Origin of the sequence: Streptomyces sp. NPDC098789, assembly GCF_044759975.1 — a bacterium.
Taxonomy (GTDB): Bacteria; Actinomycetota; Actinomycetes; order Streptomycetales; family Streptomycetaceae; genus Streptomyces.
Genome location: NZ_JBIWAJ010000012.1, coordinates 73,296 through 87,985, shown reverse-complemented (window position 1 = coordinate 87,985; position 14,690 = coordinate 73,296). Strand labels below are relative to the sequence as shown.

General features: G+C 72.5%; 17 protein-coding genes and 1 pseudogene. 6 read left to right on the top strand and 12 right to left on the bottom strand.

What is annotated here, in order from left to right; genetic code table 11:
- Both ACIQWR_RS23785 and ACIQWR_RS23780 read right to left on the bottom strand, forming a co-directional pair.
- A complete protein-coding gene (locus ACIQWR_RS23785) occupies nucleotides 1–543 on the bottom strand; it encodes a GNAT family N-acetyltransferase (RefSeq protein ID WP_404012850.1) in 543 nt (180 codons plus the stop codon).
- A 57-nt stretch (nucleotides 544–600) separates the two neighbouring features.
- Nucleotides 601–1,026 carry a hypothetical protein gene (locus ACIQWR_RS23780; protein WP_404012847.1) on the bottom strand — a complete coding sequence of 142 codons (426 nt, stop codon included), beginning with the start codon at nucleotides 1,024–1,026 and terminating at the stop codon, nucleotides 601–603.
- 396 nt (nucleotides 1,027–1,422) lie between these two features.
- Here ACIQWR_RS23780 and ACIQWR_RS23775 point away from each other — a divergent pair, with 396 nt between their 5' ends.
- Together ACIQWR_RS23775 and ACIQWR_RS23770 are read left to right on the top strand one after the other, a co-directional pair.
- Entirely contained in the window at nucleotides 1,423–2,622 is a 1,200-nt protein-coding gene (locus tag ACIQWR_RS23775) for a low temperature requirement protein A (RefSeq protein ID WP_404012844.1), read from the top strand.
- 56 nt (nucleotides 2,623–2,678) lie between these two features.
- The gene (locus ACIQWR_RS23770) at nucleotides 2,679–3,284 is read left to right on the top strand and encodes a hypothetical protein (protein WP_404012842.1); all 606 of its coding nucleotides are present in this window, start codon (nucleotides 2,679–2,681) and stop codon (nucleotides 3,282–3,284) included.
- 75 nt (nucleotides 3,285–3,359) lie between these two features.
- Here ACIQWR_RS23770 and ACIQWR_RS23765 read toward each other — a convergent pair whose 3' ends face one another.
- A complete protein-coding gene (locus tag ACIQWR_RS23765) occupies nucleotides 3,360–3,863 on the bottom strand; it encodes a MepB family protein (protein ID WP_404013293.1) in 504 nt (167 codons plus the stop codon).
- 422 nt (nucleotides 3,864–4,285) lie between these two features.
- Between ACIQWR_RS23765 and ACIQWR_RS23760 the strand changes: the two genes are divergently transcribed.
- Nucleotides 4,286–4,981: a DUF4232 domain-containing protein gene (locus tag ACIQWR_RS23760; protein ID WP_404012839.1), complete on the top strand. Its 696-nt coding sequence runs from the start codon at nucleotides 4,286–4,288 to the stop codon at nucleotides 4,979–4,981.
- Nucleotides 4,982–4,998: 17 nt separating this feature from the next.
- Here ACIQWR_RS23760 and ACIQWR_RS23755 read toward each other — a convergent pair.
- Both ACIQWR_RS23755 and ACIQWR_RS23750 read right to left on the bottom strand, forming a co-directional pair.
- Nucleotides 4,999–6,462 (bottom strand): annotated as a pseudogene (locus tag ACIQWR_RS23755) (hypothetical protein).
- Between the two features lie 62 nt (nucleotides 6,463–6,524).
- Nucleotides 6,525–7,568 (bottom strand): helix-turn-helix transcriptional regulator, encoded by a 1,044-nt coding sequence (locus ACIQWR_RS23750; protein WP_404012835.1) that lies wholly within the window; start codon nucleotides 7,566–7,568, stop codon nucleotides 6,525–6,527.
- A 115-nt stretch (nucleotides 7,569–7,683) separates the two neighbouring features.
- Between ACIQWR_RS23750 and ACIQWR_RS23745 the strand changes: the two genes are divergently transcribed.
- Complete coding sequence (locus ACIQWR_RS23745) at nucleotides 7,684–8,154, top strand: VOC family protein (RefSeq protein WP_404012832.1); 471 nt, start codon at nucleotides 7,684–7,686, stop codon at nucleotides 8,152–8,154.
- A 24-nt stretch (nucleotides 8,155–8,178) separates the two neighbouring features.
- Here the strand turns inward: ACIQWR_RS23745 and ACIQWR_RS23740 are convergent, their stop codons facing one another.
- A complete protein-coding gene (locus tag ACIQWR_RS23740) occupies nucleotides 8,179–8,715 on the bottom strand; it encodes a hypothetical protein (protein WP_404012829.1) in 537 nt (178 codons plus the stop codon).
- Between the two features lie 428 nt (nucleotides 8,716–9,143).
- On the opposite strand from ACIQWR_RS23740, the gene ACIQWR_RS23735 reads away from it, so the two are divergent.
- Together ACIQWR_RS23735 and ACIQWR_RS23730 are read left to right on the top strand one after the other, a co-directional pair.
- On the top strand, nucleotides 9,144–10,280 hold the full coding sequence (locus ACIQWR_RS23735) for a sensor histidine kinase (RefSeq protein WP_404012826.1): 1,137 nt from the start codon (nucleotides 9,144–9,146) through the stop codon (nucleotides 10,278–10,280).
- Nucleotides 10,277–10,981, top strand: a complete 705-nt coding sequence (locus ACIQWR_RS23730; protein ID WP_404012822.1) for a LuxR C-terminal-related transcriptional regulator — start codon at nucleotides 10,277–10,279, stop codon at nucleotides 10,979–10,981. Before ACIQWR_RS23735 ends, ACIQWR_RS23730 begins: the two co-directional genes overlap by 4 nt.
- Nucleotides 10,982–11,012: 31 nt before the next feature.
- Here ACIQWR_RS23730 and ACIQWR_RS23725 read toward each other — a convergent pair whose 3' ends face one another.
- From ACIQWR_RS23725 to ACIQWR_RS23700, 6 genes are all read right to left on the bottom strand, one after another.
- Nucleotides 11,013–11,333, bottom strand: coding sequence for a hypothetical protein (locus ACIQWR_RS23725; RefSeq protein ID WP_404012819.1), 321 nt, complete (start codon nucleotides 11,331–11,333; stop codon nucleotides 11,013–11,015).
- A complete protein-coding gene (locus ACIQWR_RS23720; RefSeq protein WP_404012817.1) occupies nucleotides 11,333–11,944 on the bottom strand; it encodes a hypothetical protein in 612 nt (203 codons plus the stop codon). Before ACIQWR_RS23720 ends, ACIQWR_RS23725 begins: the two co-directional genes overlap by 1 nt.
- Nucleotides 11,945–12,001: 57 nt before the next feature.
- Nucleotides 12,002–13,075: a LacI family DNA-binding transcriptional regulator gene (locus ACIQWR_RS23715; protein ID WP_404013290.1), complete on the bottom strand. Its 1,074-nt coding sequence runs from the start codon at nucleotides 13,073–13,075 to the stop codon at nucleotides 12,002–12,004.
- Between the two features lie 118 nt (nucleotides 13,076–13,193).
- Nucleotides 13,194–13,748: a YbaK/EbsC family protein gene (locus ACIQWR_RS23710; protein WP_399263805.1), complete on the bottom strand. Its 555-nt coding sequence runs from the start codon at nucleotides 13,746–13,748 to the stop codon at nucleotides 13,194–13,196.
- A gap of 36 nt (nucleotides 13,749–13,784) precedes the next feature.
- Nucleotides 13,785–13,976 carry a hypothetical protein gene (locus tag ACIQWR_RS23705; protein ID WP_399263803.1) on the bottom strand — a complete coding sequence of 64 codons (192 nt, stop codon included), beginning with the start codon at nucleotides 13,974–13,976 and terminating at the stop codon, nucleotides 13,785–13,787.
- A gap of 153 nt (nucleotides 13,977–14,129) precedes the next feature.
- Nucleotides 14,130–14,606 carry a hypothetical protein gene (locus tag ACIQWR_RS23700; RefSeq protein WP_404012812.1) on the bottom strand — a complete coding sequence of 159 codons (477 nt, stop codon included), beginning with the start codon at nucleotides 14,604–14,606 and terminating at the stop codon, nucleotides 14,130–14,132.
- Between the last annotated feature and the right edge of the window lie 84 nt (nucleotides 14,607–14,690).

The window sequence follows — 14,690 nt, the reverse complement described above, 5'->3', positions numbered from 1 at the left end:
TCAGGGGCGGTCGAGACCCCAGGTCTGGAGGACGTACGGCCGGCCCTTCTCCTCTCCCTTGATCAAGGGCACGTCGAGGACCCGGAAGCCGGTGCTGGTGGCCACGCCGACGCTGGCGGCGTTCTCGGCCTCCAGCTCCAGGATGACCTGCTCCGCGCCCAGTTCCTCGAAGGCGTACCCGGCCATCACCCGCACCGCGCGGGCGGCCAGGCCCTGGCCCCGGTGGGCGGGGCCGACCGCGTAGCCGAGCTCCGTGCCCTCGGGAGCGCGCTTGAGCATCACCTCGCCGAGCGGTGCACCCCCGTCGACGGTGATGGCCAGCAGGATGCCCGTGCCGTCCGTACGGAGCTTGCGGGCCCGGTCCAGTCGGGTCCGGGCGGCCTCGTCGTCGAAGGGGGAGACGATCGGCGTCCAGTACGCGATGTCCGTGTGGTCGAACAGTGCGGGCATCGCGGCCAGGTCGGACTCCGTCCAGTCGCGCAGGACCAGGCCCTCCCCCGTCAGCTCGATCCGGTCGGGAAAGGACGGCGTGGCGCTGCTCATGCTGGGGAACCTCCGCGGCTGGTAAGGGACGAGGCAGGATATCCGCTGCCGGGCCGATCAGGTGGTGCGGAGTCGACGTCGGGCATAGGCGAGCGTGACCAGGGCGACCAACGGGCCCCACAACACCAGCGGCGCGTAGCAGGCGTTCATGATCCAGGCGGCCGCCCCGTGCGGGCCGTCCGGGCCGCCCGCGCCGGCGGGCGTGCCACCCAGGAACATCGGTATCACGACCCCGGTCGCCGCGAGGGCGCCGAGCGCCGCCGGTGTGACCGCGGCCCACACCGGGATCACCCGGCCGCCCAGGACGGGGATCCACGCGGGCAGCCGCTCACCCCACGGTCCGACCAGCCCCAGCGTCAACAGGGCCAGACCTTCCGTGACCAGGGTGAGCAGGGTGATGTAGGCGAAGGTCTCCGGTCTGGGTGCCCAATCCCGCGCCAATTGGCCGCTCCAACCGACGGGGACCCCCACGGCCATCGCCATGCGCCACACCCCTGACGGCAACACCGCCAGGGGCACGGCCCGCGCCGCCAACACCGCCCAACGAGGGGCGCGAGCAGCGGTTCCCTTGGGCCGGCGGGCGATCGGGGCGGCGCCCGCACGAGGGGGCGCGGTCCTTGCTGAATTCACGGCAGTCTCCTGTGGGTCGGGCCGACACCCCCACGCTCACAGAACGCCCGGCGGCCCACATCCCCCGCGGAACCGCTGCCGGGTCCCCCATCCGGGTCAGCCACCATCCGTCCGAAGGAGGAGGCGACGACCGAAGTCCGCGGAGGCCGGGGTCTCTTTTCGGGCAAGCGCGATCTTCTTCCGAAAGCGGCCGCGCCGCGGGGAACTTCCGCTGGACAGCGGTGTCTTGGCCTTGATGGAGTGGCCGGCATGTCCAAGCTCCACCCTGAGGCCGAGCGGCGAGTCAGCACGCTCGAGTTGTTCTTCGACCTGGTCTTCGTCTTCACGATCACGCAGTTGACCGTGATGCTCGCGCACGACCTCACCTTCGCCACCGCGGGTCGCGTCGCGCTGATCTTCATCGTGCTCTTCTGGATGTACGGCGCGTACGCCCACCTCACCAACCAGGTGCCGCCCGACCGCACCTCGCGGCGACTGCTGCTCCTGCTCGGCATGGGCGGGTTCCTGGTGTGCGCCCTGTCCGTTCCGCGGGCCTTCGACGACACGGGGGCCGGTGTCGCCTTCGGGCTGGGCTACCTCCTGGTGGTCGTGGTGCACGGAGCCCTGTACTCCCGCAGCCACGGCCGCAACGTGCTCTGGTACGCGATACCCAACTGCCTGGCCGCCCTGTCCGTCACCGCCGCCGGCCCGGCCGTCGGTCTCGTCGCGGACGGCCTGTGGGTGGTGGCCCTGGCACTGCAGTTCATCACGCCGTACATCGCCCAGCTCGCCCCCGGGCGCACGGAGGGACACACCGCCGTCGAGCTGCGCAGCCAGCTCGGCGGGCTCGACCCGGCGCACTTCGTCGAGCGCCACGGGCTGCTGCTGATCATCGCTTTCGGCGAGTCGGTCGTGGCGATCGGCATCGGGATCGGTGACATGGCGTTGTCGGTCGGGGTCGCCGGCGGCACGTTCCTCACCCTGGCCCTGGTCGCCGCGCTGTGGTGGACGTACTTCGTACGGGACGAGAGCGCCGCGGAGGCCGCCTTCCGCGGTACGGCGGTGCCGGATCGCTTCGCGCTGGCCATGAGGGCCTTCTACTATTCGTTCCTGCCGATGCTCCTGGGCATCGCCGCGCTGGCCGCCGGGGTCAAGAAGGTGCTCCCGCACCTCGGCGAGCCCTTGCACACCGCCCCCGCCGTCTCGCTGGCGGCCGGTGTGGCCCTGTTCCTCGCCGGCGAGGTCGCCTTCCGGGCCACGCTGCGGCTGCGGCCCCTCGCGTACCGTGCGGCCGCCGTGCCGGTCGCGCTCCTCACCGTGCCGGTCGGCCACCTCCTCTCCGGGCTGGCCCAGCTCGTCGCCCTGGTGGGGGTGGTGGTGGCGATGCTGATGGCCGAGGACCACTGGACCGCGGCGTCCGGTGTGCCCGCCGAGCCCGAGGAACCGGCCGTGCCGGCCGCCCAGCAGTGACGATGTCCACACCGCGCACGGGGACCGTGGGGCGCGGCCCGGCATAGGCTGCGCGGGTGGCAGTGGAACAACGTCAAACCGATCGGGCGGCCCGGTCCACCCCGTACCCGGTCATCGCCACGGCGTGCCTGGTCCTCGCCGCGGCCACGGGCTGGAGCACCATGCTGCTCGTCGTCCTCGGACGGGTGGTCCCGGGGTGGGCGGTGAGCGCGGTCCTGCTCTCCCTGTCGCTCGTCCTCGCGCGCGCCCTCGCCGGACGCCACCGGTCGGCGGTCGACCGTACGGCGCCGTGGTGGGCACCCCTGCCCCGGTTCGTACGCGGCCTGCTCACGGCCGCCGCCGCACTGGGGAGCACCCTCGGCGTGTTGGACGACCTCGGTGCGGACTACCACGTCCTGCGCCCCACCGGCCCGCACGGCTGTACCGCCGTCGTACGGGAGACGTCCTTCCTGTTCGCCGGCAGCGGCGAGGTGTACGCGGTGGGCCCGACCGGCTTCGCGTGGCGGTCATCGGCCTCCTGGACCACCGATGACGGCTACCGTCCCATCGCCGCGGGCACGTACGAGCTGAGCTGGGGCCGCGACGACGGCAACCTGACGGTGCACGGCAGCACGACCGACCCGGTCTTCACCGGCGGCCCCCACACCATCGGCTGCCGCTGATCCGGCCGTTGGCTCCGTAGCGTCCGGGCCGGTCGCGGCAGGAAATCCCGGTCCGAGTCCGGCGCCGGCTCGTCGTCACAGGTCGTGGTGTCGCCCCTGCGGGTGGTAGAGCTTTCGGGCGCGGGCCAGGTCGACGGGCCCGCCCTGGTCCAGGTGCAGGAAGAAGTCCAGCTGCCATGCCTGCGCACCGCCGGCCTGGCGGTTCGTGGTGGTCACCCAGGGCGGGTAGACGCGGAAGGCTCGTTTCCCACCGGACCCGCTTGCCGATACGACATCGTGCTGGCGGAGCGCGTCCAGGGGAAAGACGAACTGGCCGAAGTGGCCGTGGTCGCGGGCGCCGATGACGAAGAGGTCGACGGGGTCCGTCACGTCGAAGGGCTGGATGGGCCCGGCCGGAGACCTCTTCCAGACGGTCACGAACTGGCCGACCTTGGTGGGTGTCGTCTTAGCTGCGCGGAACCGGATGGAGAGGCCGTCCAGGGTGAAGACGTGGGCGGCGTAAGCAGCGCCCTCGGCTTCGGGCACCGGCTGCGAGCAGGTGAACCCGCAGGAGTCGTAGACGAGCGCCTTCGCCGCCATGAGATCTCCGTGGGTCGGGACGGTGTCCGACCACGGTTCCAGCTGGAGATCGGATGAGTACCCGCGGTTCGTCGTCATTCGTACACCCTGACACGGGCGCTTGGACGTAGGCGGCTCGCCTTCGGGACGTACACCCCCGGACCGGAGCCGGAGCGGTTGCAGCCGGTGTCGCAACGATCAGGACCGTACGCCCGGCCTGGACGGCCCGGACGGCCCGGACAGCCCGGACGGCGGCTCGGCGGTGGGGGCGTTGCTCAGCCACCGGTCGCTGGTCGCTGGTCGCTGGTCGCTGGTCGTGGGGGCGTATCGGGCGCGTTACGGAACCGCCACAGCGCGGCGTCTGCGAGAACCGCCGGGGAGGTGGTGCTGTGTTCACCGGTGCGTGCCGGTGCAGGGCCGGTCGTGAACCTCGGGGAGAGCTCATGCGGTACTCATCAGGTGTCCGGCGGACCGCGGCAGCGCTGGTGGCAGCGGCGGCGGTCACCGCCTTCGCCGGAGGCTGTACGCCGTCCGGGAGCGACGGCGCGGCCGCCAAGCCCTCGGGCTCGACCACTGCCTCGGCGTCCTCCAAGCCGTCCGCGCCGACCACCGGCCCCTCCCCCGCCGGGAGCACGTCCGGCGGTGCCGGCGCCCCCACCGCCAGCCATGCGGCGCCGACCCCGGCGGGTGGCGCCAAGCCCTGCACGGCCGACCAGGTCAAGGCCTCCGACGCCCACCAGGCCGACGTCCGGCCGACGGGTACGGGAACGGGGGCCGCCCTGGTCTCGGTCACCAACTCCTCGACGCACGCCTGCACGCTGCGCGGATTCCCGACCGTCGCCGGAGCCGGCAACGGCTCCCCGGAGCACAACTCCCCGCTCGCCACCACCCCCACCGGCTCCCCCGCCACCGTCTCGCTGGCCCCCGGGGCCCGCGCCTGGACGAAACTGACCTTCGTCAACGTCCAGGGCGAAGCCGACGGCTACTGCGTGTCCGGCGCCAAGCCCGTCACCTTCCCGACACTCGTCATCGGTGTGCCCGGAGCGGGCGCGCACCAGATCGCCATGGACGACGGCGTCTTCGCCGAATGCGACAACAAGGTGACCGTCACCGCCTTCTCGTCGGCCAAGCCCTCCTGAGAGCCCGCCGTCGCAGGTCAGTCGTCCTCTCGGACGCATTCGATCGGGTAGTCGCCGTTGTCCGGGTCGACGGTCGCCCCGGTGGCCGTGACCCCGGGGCACGTGAGGGTGACCTTCACCGGGTCCAGGAGGCAGTAGCCCTCGCTCAGCCCGGTGAAGCCGTGCCGGTCGGCGTCCGGTTCCAGGTGCCAGCAGGAGGGCTCGCGGCTCAGCGGGGAGGGTGGCGCGTCGACGAAGGCGATGCGCGCCCCCGTCGCCGGATCGGTGACCGAATCGGGCTGCCACACCCCGAAGAACCAGTCCGTCCGTCCGGTCCGCGGCGGCCGCGATGCGGCGCCCCGTGCGGACCACGGCCTGACGGAACCGGATCGCCTCGATCACCGCCTCGTCGATCAACCATTGTCCCTGCGGTCCGCCATCATCGCGGCCGCCACGTCCAGGGAGGCGATCGCCGGATACAGCGGCGAGGTGGTGCCGTGCATCATGAACGCCTCGTCGAAGTACAGCCTCGGGGTGCTCGGCGCGAAGGCCCGGGCCGCCGCGACGGTGTCGTAACACAGCCCGTCGTAGGTGGAGTTGGTCAGGACCGCGTACTGGGCCGCCGGTGAGATCGCCCCGGCCGTGAGCGGGTTCGCGGCGATGCTCGCGGCCACCGCCGCCGGCGCGGTCACGGCGGGCGGCAGGGGGCCGGCGAGCCCGTAGCCGTTGCGGGTCGGCACCAGGTAGACGGGCCGGGCCCCGGAGATCACGAGCCCGTGCAGGACCGACTTGTGGCAGTTGCGGTCCACGAGCGCGATCTCGTCGCTCGTCACGCTGTAGTGCCCGACCATGCGGTCGGCGGTGGAGTCACCGTGCAGGACGAAGTAGGTGCGCTCGGCGCCGAAGACCCGTGCGGCATTGCGCTCGGCGTCGCCGATCGGACCGTTGTGGTCGAAGAGCGACCAGAGCTCGCCGACGGAGATCGACAGGTCGGTCCGGAACAGCCGCTCCCCGTAGTAATCGAAGAACGCCGCCCGGCCGGGGACTTGAGGAACGCGACGCCACCCGAGTGGGCGGGCGTGTGCCAGGAGTACTCGTGGGAGTCCTCGAAGCGGCGCAGGGCCTTGAAGAAGGGGGGCAGGAGGTCCCGTTGGTAGCCGCGGGCCGCTGTCGCGACGCGGCCCGCGATGAAGGACGGGGTGTCCTCCAACGCCCAGACGTAGCCGACCACCGTCTCCGAGACCCACAGCGGCAGCCGCTCCAGGTCCTGGTCCTGGTCCAGGTCCTGGTCCTGGTCCAGGTCCTGGTCGGAATCGTCCGCCGTCACCAGGAACACGGGGAGGTCCTTGAACCGTCGCCCGATGTGCCGCAACACCTCCCCGCCGCCACCCTCTTCGACCGCGCTCCCCGACGCCTTCGGCAGGTCCCGGGCGACCACGGCCGCCACGATCCCGGCCTCGGTCTGCAGGGCGGCCCGGGCGTCGCGCGCGCTCGGCGCCCAGCGGAGCACCGACCCCTGGTTCTCCAACTCATTGCCGATGCGCCCCAGTTGTTCGGCGCTGACTCACGGCTGGCATCGGCGGGCGCTGCGCACGAGGCGTTCGGCGAAGGTCTCGACCAGGCCGCGGAGTTCGTCCGGGCGCTCGATGACGAAGGGCCGGTCCAGCGAGGCCAGTACGGCGGGCAACCAATCCAGCCGCTCCACCCGCAGTTCGACACGGCACCAGGGCGCCGCGTCCTGGGATTCCGGGGGTTCGGGGGGCGTGGGAAGTGCGGTCACGATCGCGACTCCTGCGGGCAGGCCCGCACGGACCGCTTCGGCCGGCCCTTCGATCCGCAGGACCACCTCGTGCCGGTACGGAGCCGTCGCCAGGCCCGTGAGAACCCGCTGCGCCGGGTCGATCCCGACGGGCGGTTCGAACGATCCGGGCAGGAGCCGGACGCTGGTGATGCGGTCCAGTCGGAAGGTCCGGGCCTCCCCCGCCGAAGGGTCCCGCGCGGTGACGTACCACCGGCCCGCGTGGGCGACGACCCCGTAGGGGTGCAGGGTGCGCTCGCTCCGTCGGCCGTCACCGGCGGTGTAACGGATCGAGACCGGCCGGTGGTGGTGCACCGCATCGGCCATCGGGAGGAGCACCGCGGGGTCCGGGGCGGCCGGGGCCGCCGGCCTGCCCGGCGGATCCGTGAAGGCGAGGGCGCTCAGCACCGCGTCGAGCCTGCGGCCGAGCCGCTCGGGCAGGACACGACGGATCTTGGCCGCCGCCGTGTCGGTCGCCGTCGTACCGCTTGCGGTCGTGGCCGATGCCGCCGGGCCCGGTGCAGCGGTCAGGCCCGCTCGCCGGCCGGCGACCAGGCCGAGGAGCACCGCGAGCGCTTCGTCGTCGCTCAGCATGAGCGGGGGCATCCGGTATCCGGGGGCGAGTCGGTAGCCGCCGTAGCGGCCGCGCACCGACTCGACGGGCACGTCGAGGTCGATGAGGTGGCTGACATAGCGCCGCACGGTGCGTTCGTCGACGTCGAGGCGATCGGCGAGCTCGGACACGGGGCGGATGCCGCCCGACTGGAGGAGCTCCAGCAGGGCGAGGACGCGAGCGGTGGGACGGGCCATACCCGGAATCTTCCCAAAGGATCCGGGCGAATACCGGGCGGATTCCGCCCGGTATTCACCGTAGCGTCGAGTCCGTCACGAACACCGACCGGCCACGGGCCAGAGGAGAACACCCATGGACCTCGTCTCCATCCGCATCATCACGGGCGACGTCGCCCGCCTCGTCGACTTCTACGAGCGCGCCACCAAGGTGGCCGCCACCTGGGCGGGCGAGGACTTCGCCGAGCTCAGGACCGCCTCGGGCACCCTGGCGATCGGCAGCACCCGCACGGTTCCCCTGTTCGCGCCCGGCTCCGCCCGCCCGGCCGACAACCGGAGCGTCATCCTCGAATTCCTCGTGGACGACGTGGACGGCGTCCACCGCGACCTGAGCGGCCGCGCGGCAGACGTCGCAGGGGACGTCGCGGCAGACGTCGCGGCAGACGTCGCAGCGGACGTCGCAGCGGACGTCGTGGTGGACTTCGTCAACGAGCCCACCACGATGCCCTGGGGGAACCGTTCCCTCCTGGTCCGCGACCCCGACGGCAACCTCGTGAACTTCTTCACCCCCGTCACACCGGCCGCCATCGCGAAGTTCGCGCGCTGAGACCGTGCGCGGGGCGCCGCGGGCTCAGCCGGTGAGGGTGTAGCCGAGCGGGCCGCCGACGGTCTGGCCCTCGCAGTTCGGGTCGTTGGACTCGAACAGCTGCCGCCCGGCGTCGAGGCACCGGTAGAGCGGGGCACTGGCCACGCCGGGCTGCGGGTAGCTCAGGACCCAACCGAGGCGGGTCACGTACTGCTGGCCCTCGCAGTTGACCTCGGTGCTGACGAAGTGGTCCCCGCGCACGACACAGAGGTACAGCGGGTGGGTCCCGGGCGTCGCCGCGGTGTAGAGGCGGCCCATGCCGCCCTCGCGGTTGTACCCGTCGGGGACGTGCCACACGCTGCTGAGGTGGTCCTTGCCGGGCTTGAGGTAGCGGTACAGGCTCAGCTGCGCGGCGCCCACCGCCGGCTCGCCGACACAGGTGAGCTGCCGGATCGAGGTCCAGTACCCGCCGACCTGCTGGAAATCCGTCCCGTTGGTGACGCGGCACTGCGAAGCGTTGAACCCGGTGGCCGTCGCCTGGGCCAGGGCCGCCTCCACCGCGGCGCGCTGCGCGATGTTCAAGGGGCCGCCCCCTGTGCCCGTGTAGCGCAGTTGGACCGGCCCGACGTCCGCCGCGGTGGCAGTGGGGCCGGAAGCAGGCGCCGCATGGGCCTGGACGGAGCCGGCAAAGGCAGTGCCGCAGGCAACGGCCACGGCCAGGAGTACCGCGCGCAAACCTCGTTGACGTCGCATGGAACCTCTCCAGGAGTCTTTCGAGCGGAATGTACGGAGCCACAGCTGTCCGGATGTCCGGGTGTACGGATGTCCGGTGACGGTCTTGACGCGGAGAAACGTAACGAGATGCACTAAGCGCACGGAACCCGCCCATTCGGGGGGGTGCCGGTCGGGGCACCGGTGCGGGCACTAGTGGGGGCTGGTCGCCGCGTTGGTGGGGGATCTCGTCACACGGGGGTGTGTCAGTGGGGCTTCAGCGTGCACGGCGGTTCGCCGTGAGGGCCGCAGCACTGTTCCGGATCGCGCACCTCGTGTACGCGGCCGATGTCGTGGGCGACGTCGCGGTCGACTGGCGGAGCATCGGTCTTCTGGCCGCCGTGGGCGCCGTCACCGTGTTCGTCTACGGCTCGGCCCTCCTGCGCGGCTGGTTCCGACCCTCGCGGGTCTGGGCCGACGTGCTGCTGACCGGCTGCGCGCTCCCGTGGGTGGCCGTGGCCACCATCGGCGACGGCCCGGCGGTGGAACCGCACGGCTGGCTGATGGTGCCCGCCCTCTCCGCGGCGGCGGCCGCCGTGGTCACGCTCGGTCGGCGCAGCGCCGCCCTCGCCGTCCTCCTCCTGCTGTTCACCTCACTCGCCGTCCACCAGGCGGTCGCGACCTCCTCCACGCCCGCCCTCCTCGAACACGTCACGGCGGTCGTCGAAGCCGTGGCCGTTGCCGGACCGGGCTGGTGGTACCTGCGGCGTCAGGGGATGCTGCTGGACATCGCCCAGGAACGGGCCGTCGTCGTCGAGAGCGCACGGGCCCGGCAGGCGGAACGGGCCGCGCACCACGCCGCACTGCACGACACCGTGCTCGCCACTCTGACCACCATCGCCGCCGGCCGGGTGGACGTGAACGCGCCGGGTTTCCGGGACCGCTGTGCCCGCGAAGCGGCCTACCTCCGACGGCTCGTCCAATCCGGCACCCTCGAAGAACCGCACCGGTACGACGGCTCTCCCGCCCCCGACAGGGTCGGTACCGCGGCCGCCCTGGAGGAGGCCACCCGCGGCGCGGAGAGCCTCGGCCTCAAGGTGACCTCGCAGTACGACGCGGTGCCGGACCTGCCGCACGAAGTCGCCCGGGCCCTGGCCGCGGCGGTGACCGAGGCGTTGAACAACGTGCGCACCCACGCGCGGACCCCGCTGGCCTACCTCACCGTCTTCGGCCGGGCCGGCGGCGTCGAGGTGACCGTGGCCGACCGCGGCGTCGGCTTCGACGCGTCCGCGTCCGCGTCCGGCGGGGGCGGTCGCCGCGCCGGCACCGGACTTCGCCGCTCCGTACACGGCAGGATGGTCGCCGTCGGAGGCAGTGCGGAAGTGGACAGTCGCCCCGGCGAGGGCACCCTGGTCGCATTGCGCTGGCCGGCGTGATCGACATCGCGGTGGTCGACGACGACCGCATGCTCCTCGACGGGTTGCGCGCCTGGCTGTCCGGCCAGCACCGCCTGCGCCTCATCGCGACCGCGTCGACGGTCGACGAGCTGTTGGCCCCTCCGGCTCCAGCGCCCACTCCAGGTCCAGCACCCGCTCCGGTGCCCGCTCTCGCTCCCGCCGCCACCCCCACACCCGCTCCGGCGCGGACCGCCGCCGTGGTGCTCCTCGACCTCGTACTCGGGGACGGGTCCCGGCCGGAAGCCAACGTCCGCCGGGTGCGGGCCGCGGGGAGCAGGGTGCTGGTCATCAGCACGATCGCCGACCCCGCCATGGTCGTCGCGGCCGTCGCGGCCGGGGCGGACGGCTACCTCACCAAGGACCACGCCCTGGACACCCTGGTGGAGGCCGTCGAAACCGTGGCCGCGGGCGGTACGGCGCACTCCCCCGAACTCGCCTTCGCCTGGGTTCGGGACACCACCGCGACCCGACCGCATCTGGCGCCCCGGGAACGCCAGGTGCTGCGCGACTACGCCTCGGGACTGACGCTCAAGGCCACGGCCCGGCGCGCCGGGATCAGCGTCTACACCGCGAAGTACTACCTGGACCGGGTGAAGCAGAAGTACCGGGATGTGGGCCGCCCGGCCTTCACCAAGATCGACCTGGCCCGACGGCTCGACGAGGACGACCGGTCCCGGTGAAGGAGTGAAGTGGTCGGGTGCAGCGCACGGTTCAACCCTCCGAGTGCGCCCGCTTCCAGGCCGTGAACACCAGATGCGGAATCCGGCCGCGCGGCGGGAGCTCATAGCCGTTGGCCCGGGCCCAGACGCGCAGGGCGTCCGTGCTGTGGATGCGGCAATGCCGTGCGGTCCAGGTGACGGTGACGATGCGTGGCGCGTCACCGGGGCGGAGCTCTGGTGACGGCGTGAAGCAGACGCCCTCCTTCGCCACCCAGTCCGAGGGCGGGGTCGGGGCGGCGGGCGGCGGACAGAGTCGGACGAGGGCGTCGAAGGCCTCGACGCCTTCGAAGCCTTCGAGGGCCGATGACGGCATCAGGGCCGGGCCGCTCCGAGGGTGTCGGCGGCCGTCTCGAAGCGGTGCTCCGTCGGCTTCAGGACCTCGTGGAGGTGGCCGAAGTAGCTGGTGCGCGCGGTTGCGTCGAGCACCGCCAGGACGAAGGCGGCGCACCCGGTGTCGTGGTGCTCCCACATCGGGCCGCGCCCCTCGTTGTAGAGGACCGTCCACGCGTCGGGGTGCCGGCCGGGCCGCACGAGCCAGTAGAGGAACGCCCCCGTACCCTCCTCGAACGCCCACGGCAGTACGCGGGCCCCCTCCTCCAGCAGCTCGGCGGGCTTCGCCTCGCCCGCCTCCCACAGGTAGGCGAGGTCCTCGTCCCGCTCCGCCGTCCGCAGGCGCATGTCGCACTCCTGGTAAGCGGAACCGGGGACGAGCAGCCAGATCGTCCCGTCGAAGACGCCGTCGCCGTACGTGTCCACGAGCCGCTTGTAGTCGGCGGGCAGCGCGACGCCGAGGGCGCGCTCGGTCCGTTCCCAATCCACGGCGGGCGGCGGATCGGCGGGCGGCGGGCAGATCCGGACGAGGGCGTCGACGGCATCGACGCCCTCGGCGGGAACAGAGGACTCGGACGAGGTCGGAGTGGTCACCGGACGGACGCTACTGGAGGCCCGAGGGGCGCCCGCCGCCGGGTCCGCGTCGCGGGCTCAACTGGACTGCCGCACCACCAGCTCCGTCGGGAGGACCCTGCGCGGCTCCTCGCCCTTCCCCGGGGGTGCGGCGGCAGCGGGTCCGTACTCCCCCGCGATCTTCTGGAGCAGCAGGCGGGTCATCGTGCGGCCCATCTCCTCGATCGGCTGGCGCACGCTCGTCAGCGGCGGGTCCATCAGCCGGGCCACCGTCGAGTCGTCCACCCCCACCAGGGCGACGTCCTCGGGAACCTTGCGCCCCGCCTCGCGCAGCACGCCGCGCGCGCCCGCCGCCATCACGTCGGAGGCGGCGAAGACCGCGTCCAGGTCGGGGGCGCGTTCCAGCAGCTCGCGCATCGCCGCCCGCCCGCCGGCCTCGGTGAAGTCGGCCGTCGCCACCAGCGCCTCGTCGGGCCCGATGCCCGCCTCGGCGAGTCCCGCGCGGTATCCGCCCAGGCGCGCGCGGGCCACGTACATGTCCAGCGGACCGGTGATGGTCGCGATCCTGCTCCTGTTCCGCCCGACGAGATGGGCGACGGCCGCCCGACCCGCGCCGATGTTGTCGGAGTCGACGTAGTCGACGGGCTCGCCCTCGGAGCGCCGGCCGTTCATGACGACCGGCAGCCCGAGCCGGGCTATCCGGTCCGGCAGCGGATCGTCAGCGTGGACGGATGCCAGCAGGACTCCGTCGACGCGCCGGGCGGCCAGATAGTGCTCGAAGCGCTGCCGCTCGGCCTCGGTCCGTACCAGCGTGAGCAGCAGTTGCTTGTCCGCTTCGGCGAGTTCGGCGCTGACCCCGCGGATCAGGTCGAGGAAGTACGGCTCGGAGAAGAGCCTGGCCTCGGTCTCCGGAATGACGAGGGCGACCGCGTCGGTCCTCTTGCCGGCCAGCGCCCTGGCCGCCTGGTTGGGGACGTAGCCCAACTCGGCGACGGCCCGGGCCACGGCCTCCTTGGCCTGCTCGCTCACCCGTGGCGAGCCGTTGATCACCCGGGAGACCGTTCCCCGACCGACGCCGGCCAGGGCCGCCACCTCTTCCAGGGTGGGTCTGCCGTTCTGCCGCTCGCTCACGGAACTCCCCTCGTACGCCATCGCGCTCCGCGCCGGGCCGGGCGCCGGCCCGGTCGGCTGATCAGGCAAGACGGTGGAACCCGCCCCCGTCGCCGCTGCAGCACACGTTACGCCGATCGAGGGCTACGGGAGCGCTCCCCTAGCCCGCCAGGCCGTCGATCACCTCTGCGCCGGGGAGTTCGGCGAAGAGCGCGCCGGGGGCGATGAGCTTGCCGCGGCGGCGGCCGCTGCCGATCAGTACGTACGGCGTGTCGACGACCGCCCGGTCCACCAGCAGCGGCCAGTCCGCCGGGAGGCCGATCGGGGTGATGCCGCCGTACTCCATGCCCGTGCGCTCGACCGCCGTTTCCATCGGGGCGAAGGACACCTTGCGCGCGTCGAGTCGGCGCCGCACGGCGCCGTTGACGTCGGCGCGGGCACCGGAGGGGATCACGCAGGCGGCGAACGTGGTCTCGCCGCCCCGACGGGCGGCGACGATCACGCAGTTCGCCGACTGGTCGAGGAGCTCCTGCCCGTAGTGCCCCACGAAGGCCGCGGTGTCGGCGATGGCGGGATCGGTGTCGACGTAGACGATCTGCCCGGCGGGGACGGTCCCCTGCCAGGAGCGGATCGCGTCGGCCACCGGGCCGACCAGTTCGTCGAGATGGTCGGGGGCGGGACGGGCCTCGTCGAAGGGGCCGATGGGAGCGCGCATGCCCCCATTGTGCACGGCCGTCGCGGGGCGGCCGCGTCAGTTCGCGGGGTGCTGGGTGCCCTGTTGGCGCGGGACCCGGTTCAGCCGGGAGGCGTCGGGCCGGCGGTGGGCGGCGCTGCGCCTGCGGCCGGGGAACGGGTTGCGTCGCGCGGGGGCGCTGGGTGCGAGAGCCAGCAGGGCGATCGTCATGAGGACCGCGACGAGGATGAGCACGATGGCGAAGGTCATCTTCCTGCCTTCCGTCGAGTACTGGCTGTTGCCTGTAGCTACTTGGTGTAACCAGAATGCGATCTTCTAAACGCCTCCGGGGACGTTTACCTCGCGAACATGCGCAAGGGCCCCCTCAAGGGCCCTTGCGGAACAGGACAGTTCGCGCTCGCGTCAGGTGGCGAGGTTCGTCACCAGGGCGAACCAGTCACCGGCCAGGTAGTTCTTCTTCCAGGTGTCGATCCGCTCGGTCGAGATCTTGTACTTCTTGGCGATCTTCTCCTTCGTCGCGTCGGAGTCGTCGGCCAGCAGGATCAGCACGATCCGCACCCGGTCCACCACCGTCAGCTCCGCCGCCGGCTTGTCGGGCAGGTCACCGAACCGGAAGCAGCTCAATCCGCCGGCCTTGCCGGGCTTTCCGGGTTCACCGGGCTTCCCCGGCCGACCGCCCTTGCCGCCTTCGCCGCCTTCGCCGCCCTCACCGCCGCTGCCGCCCGTGGCGCAGTTGGCGGGCTGCCCCGGCAGGGCCGAGGAGACGGTGCCCGAGGGAGCGTGGGACTGCGCTGCTTGCGCGGCGCACGCCGTGCCGGTGACGAAGGCCAGGGAGGCCGCCGCCAGGACGAGCGGACGCTGCCAGGAGCTTGTGAACATGACGTGGTTCTCCGAATCGGTGAGCGCCTGAGTGGCCTTGCCACCAGCGGGAGTTGCGGGGGAGGGGGAGGTCGGTCGGGGGAG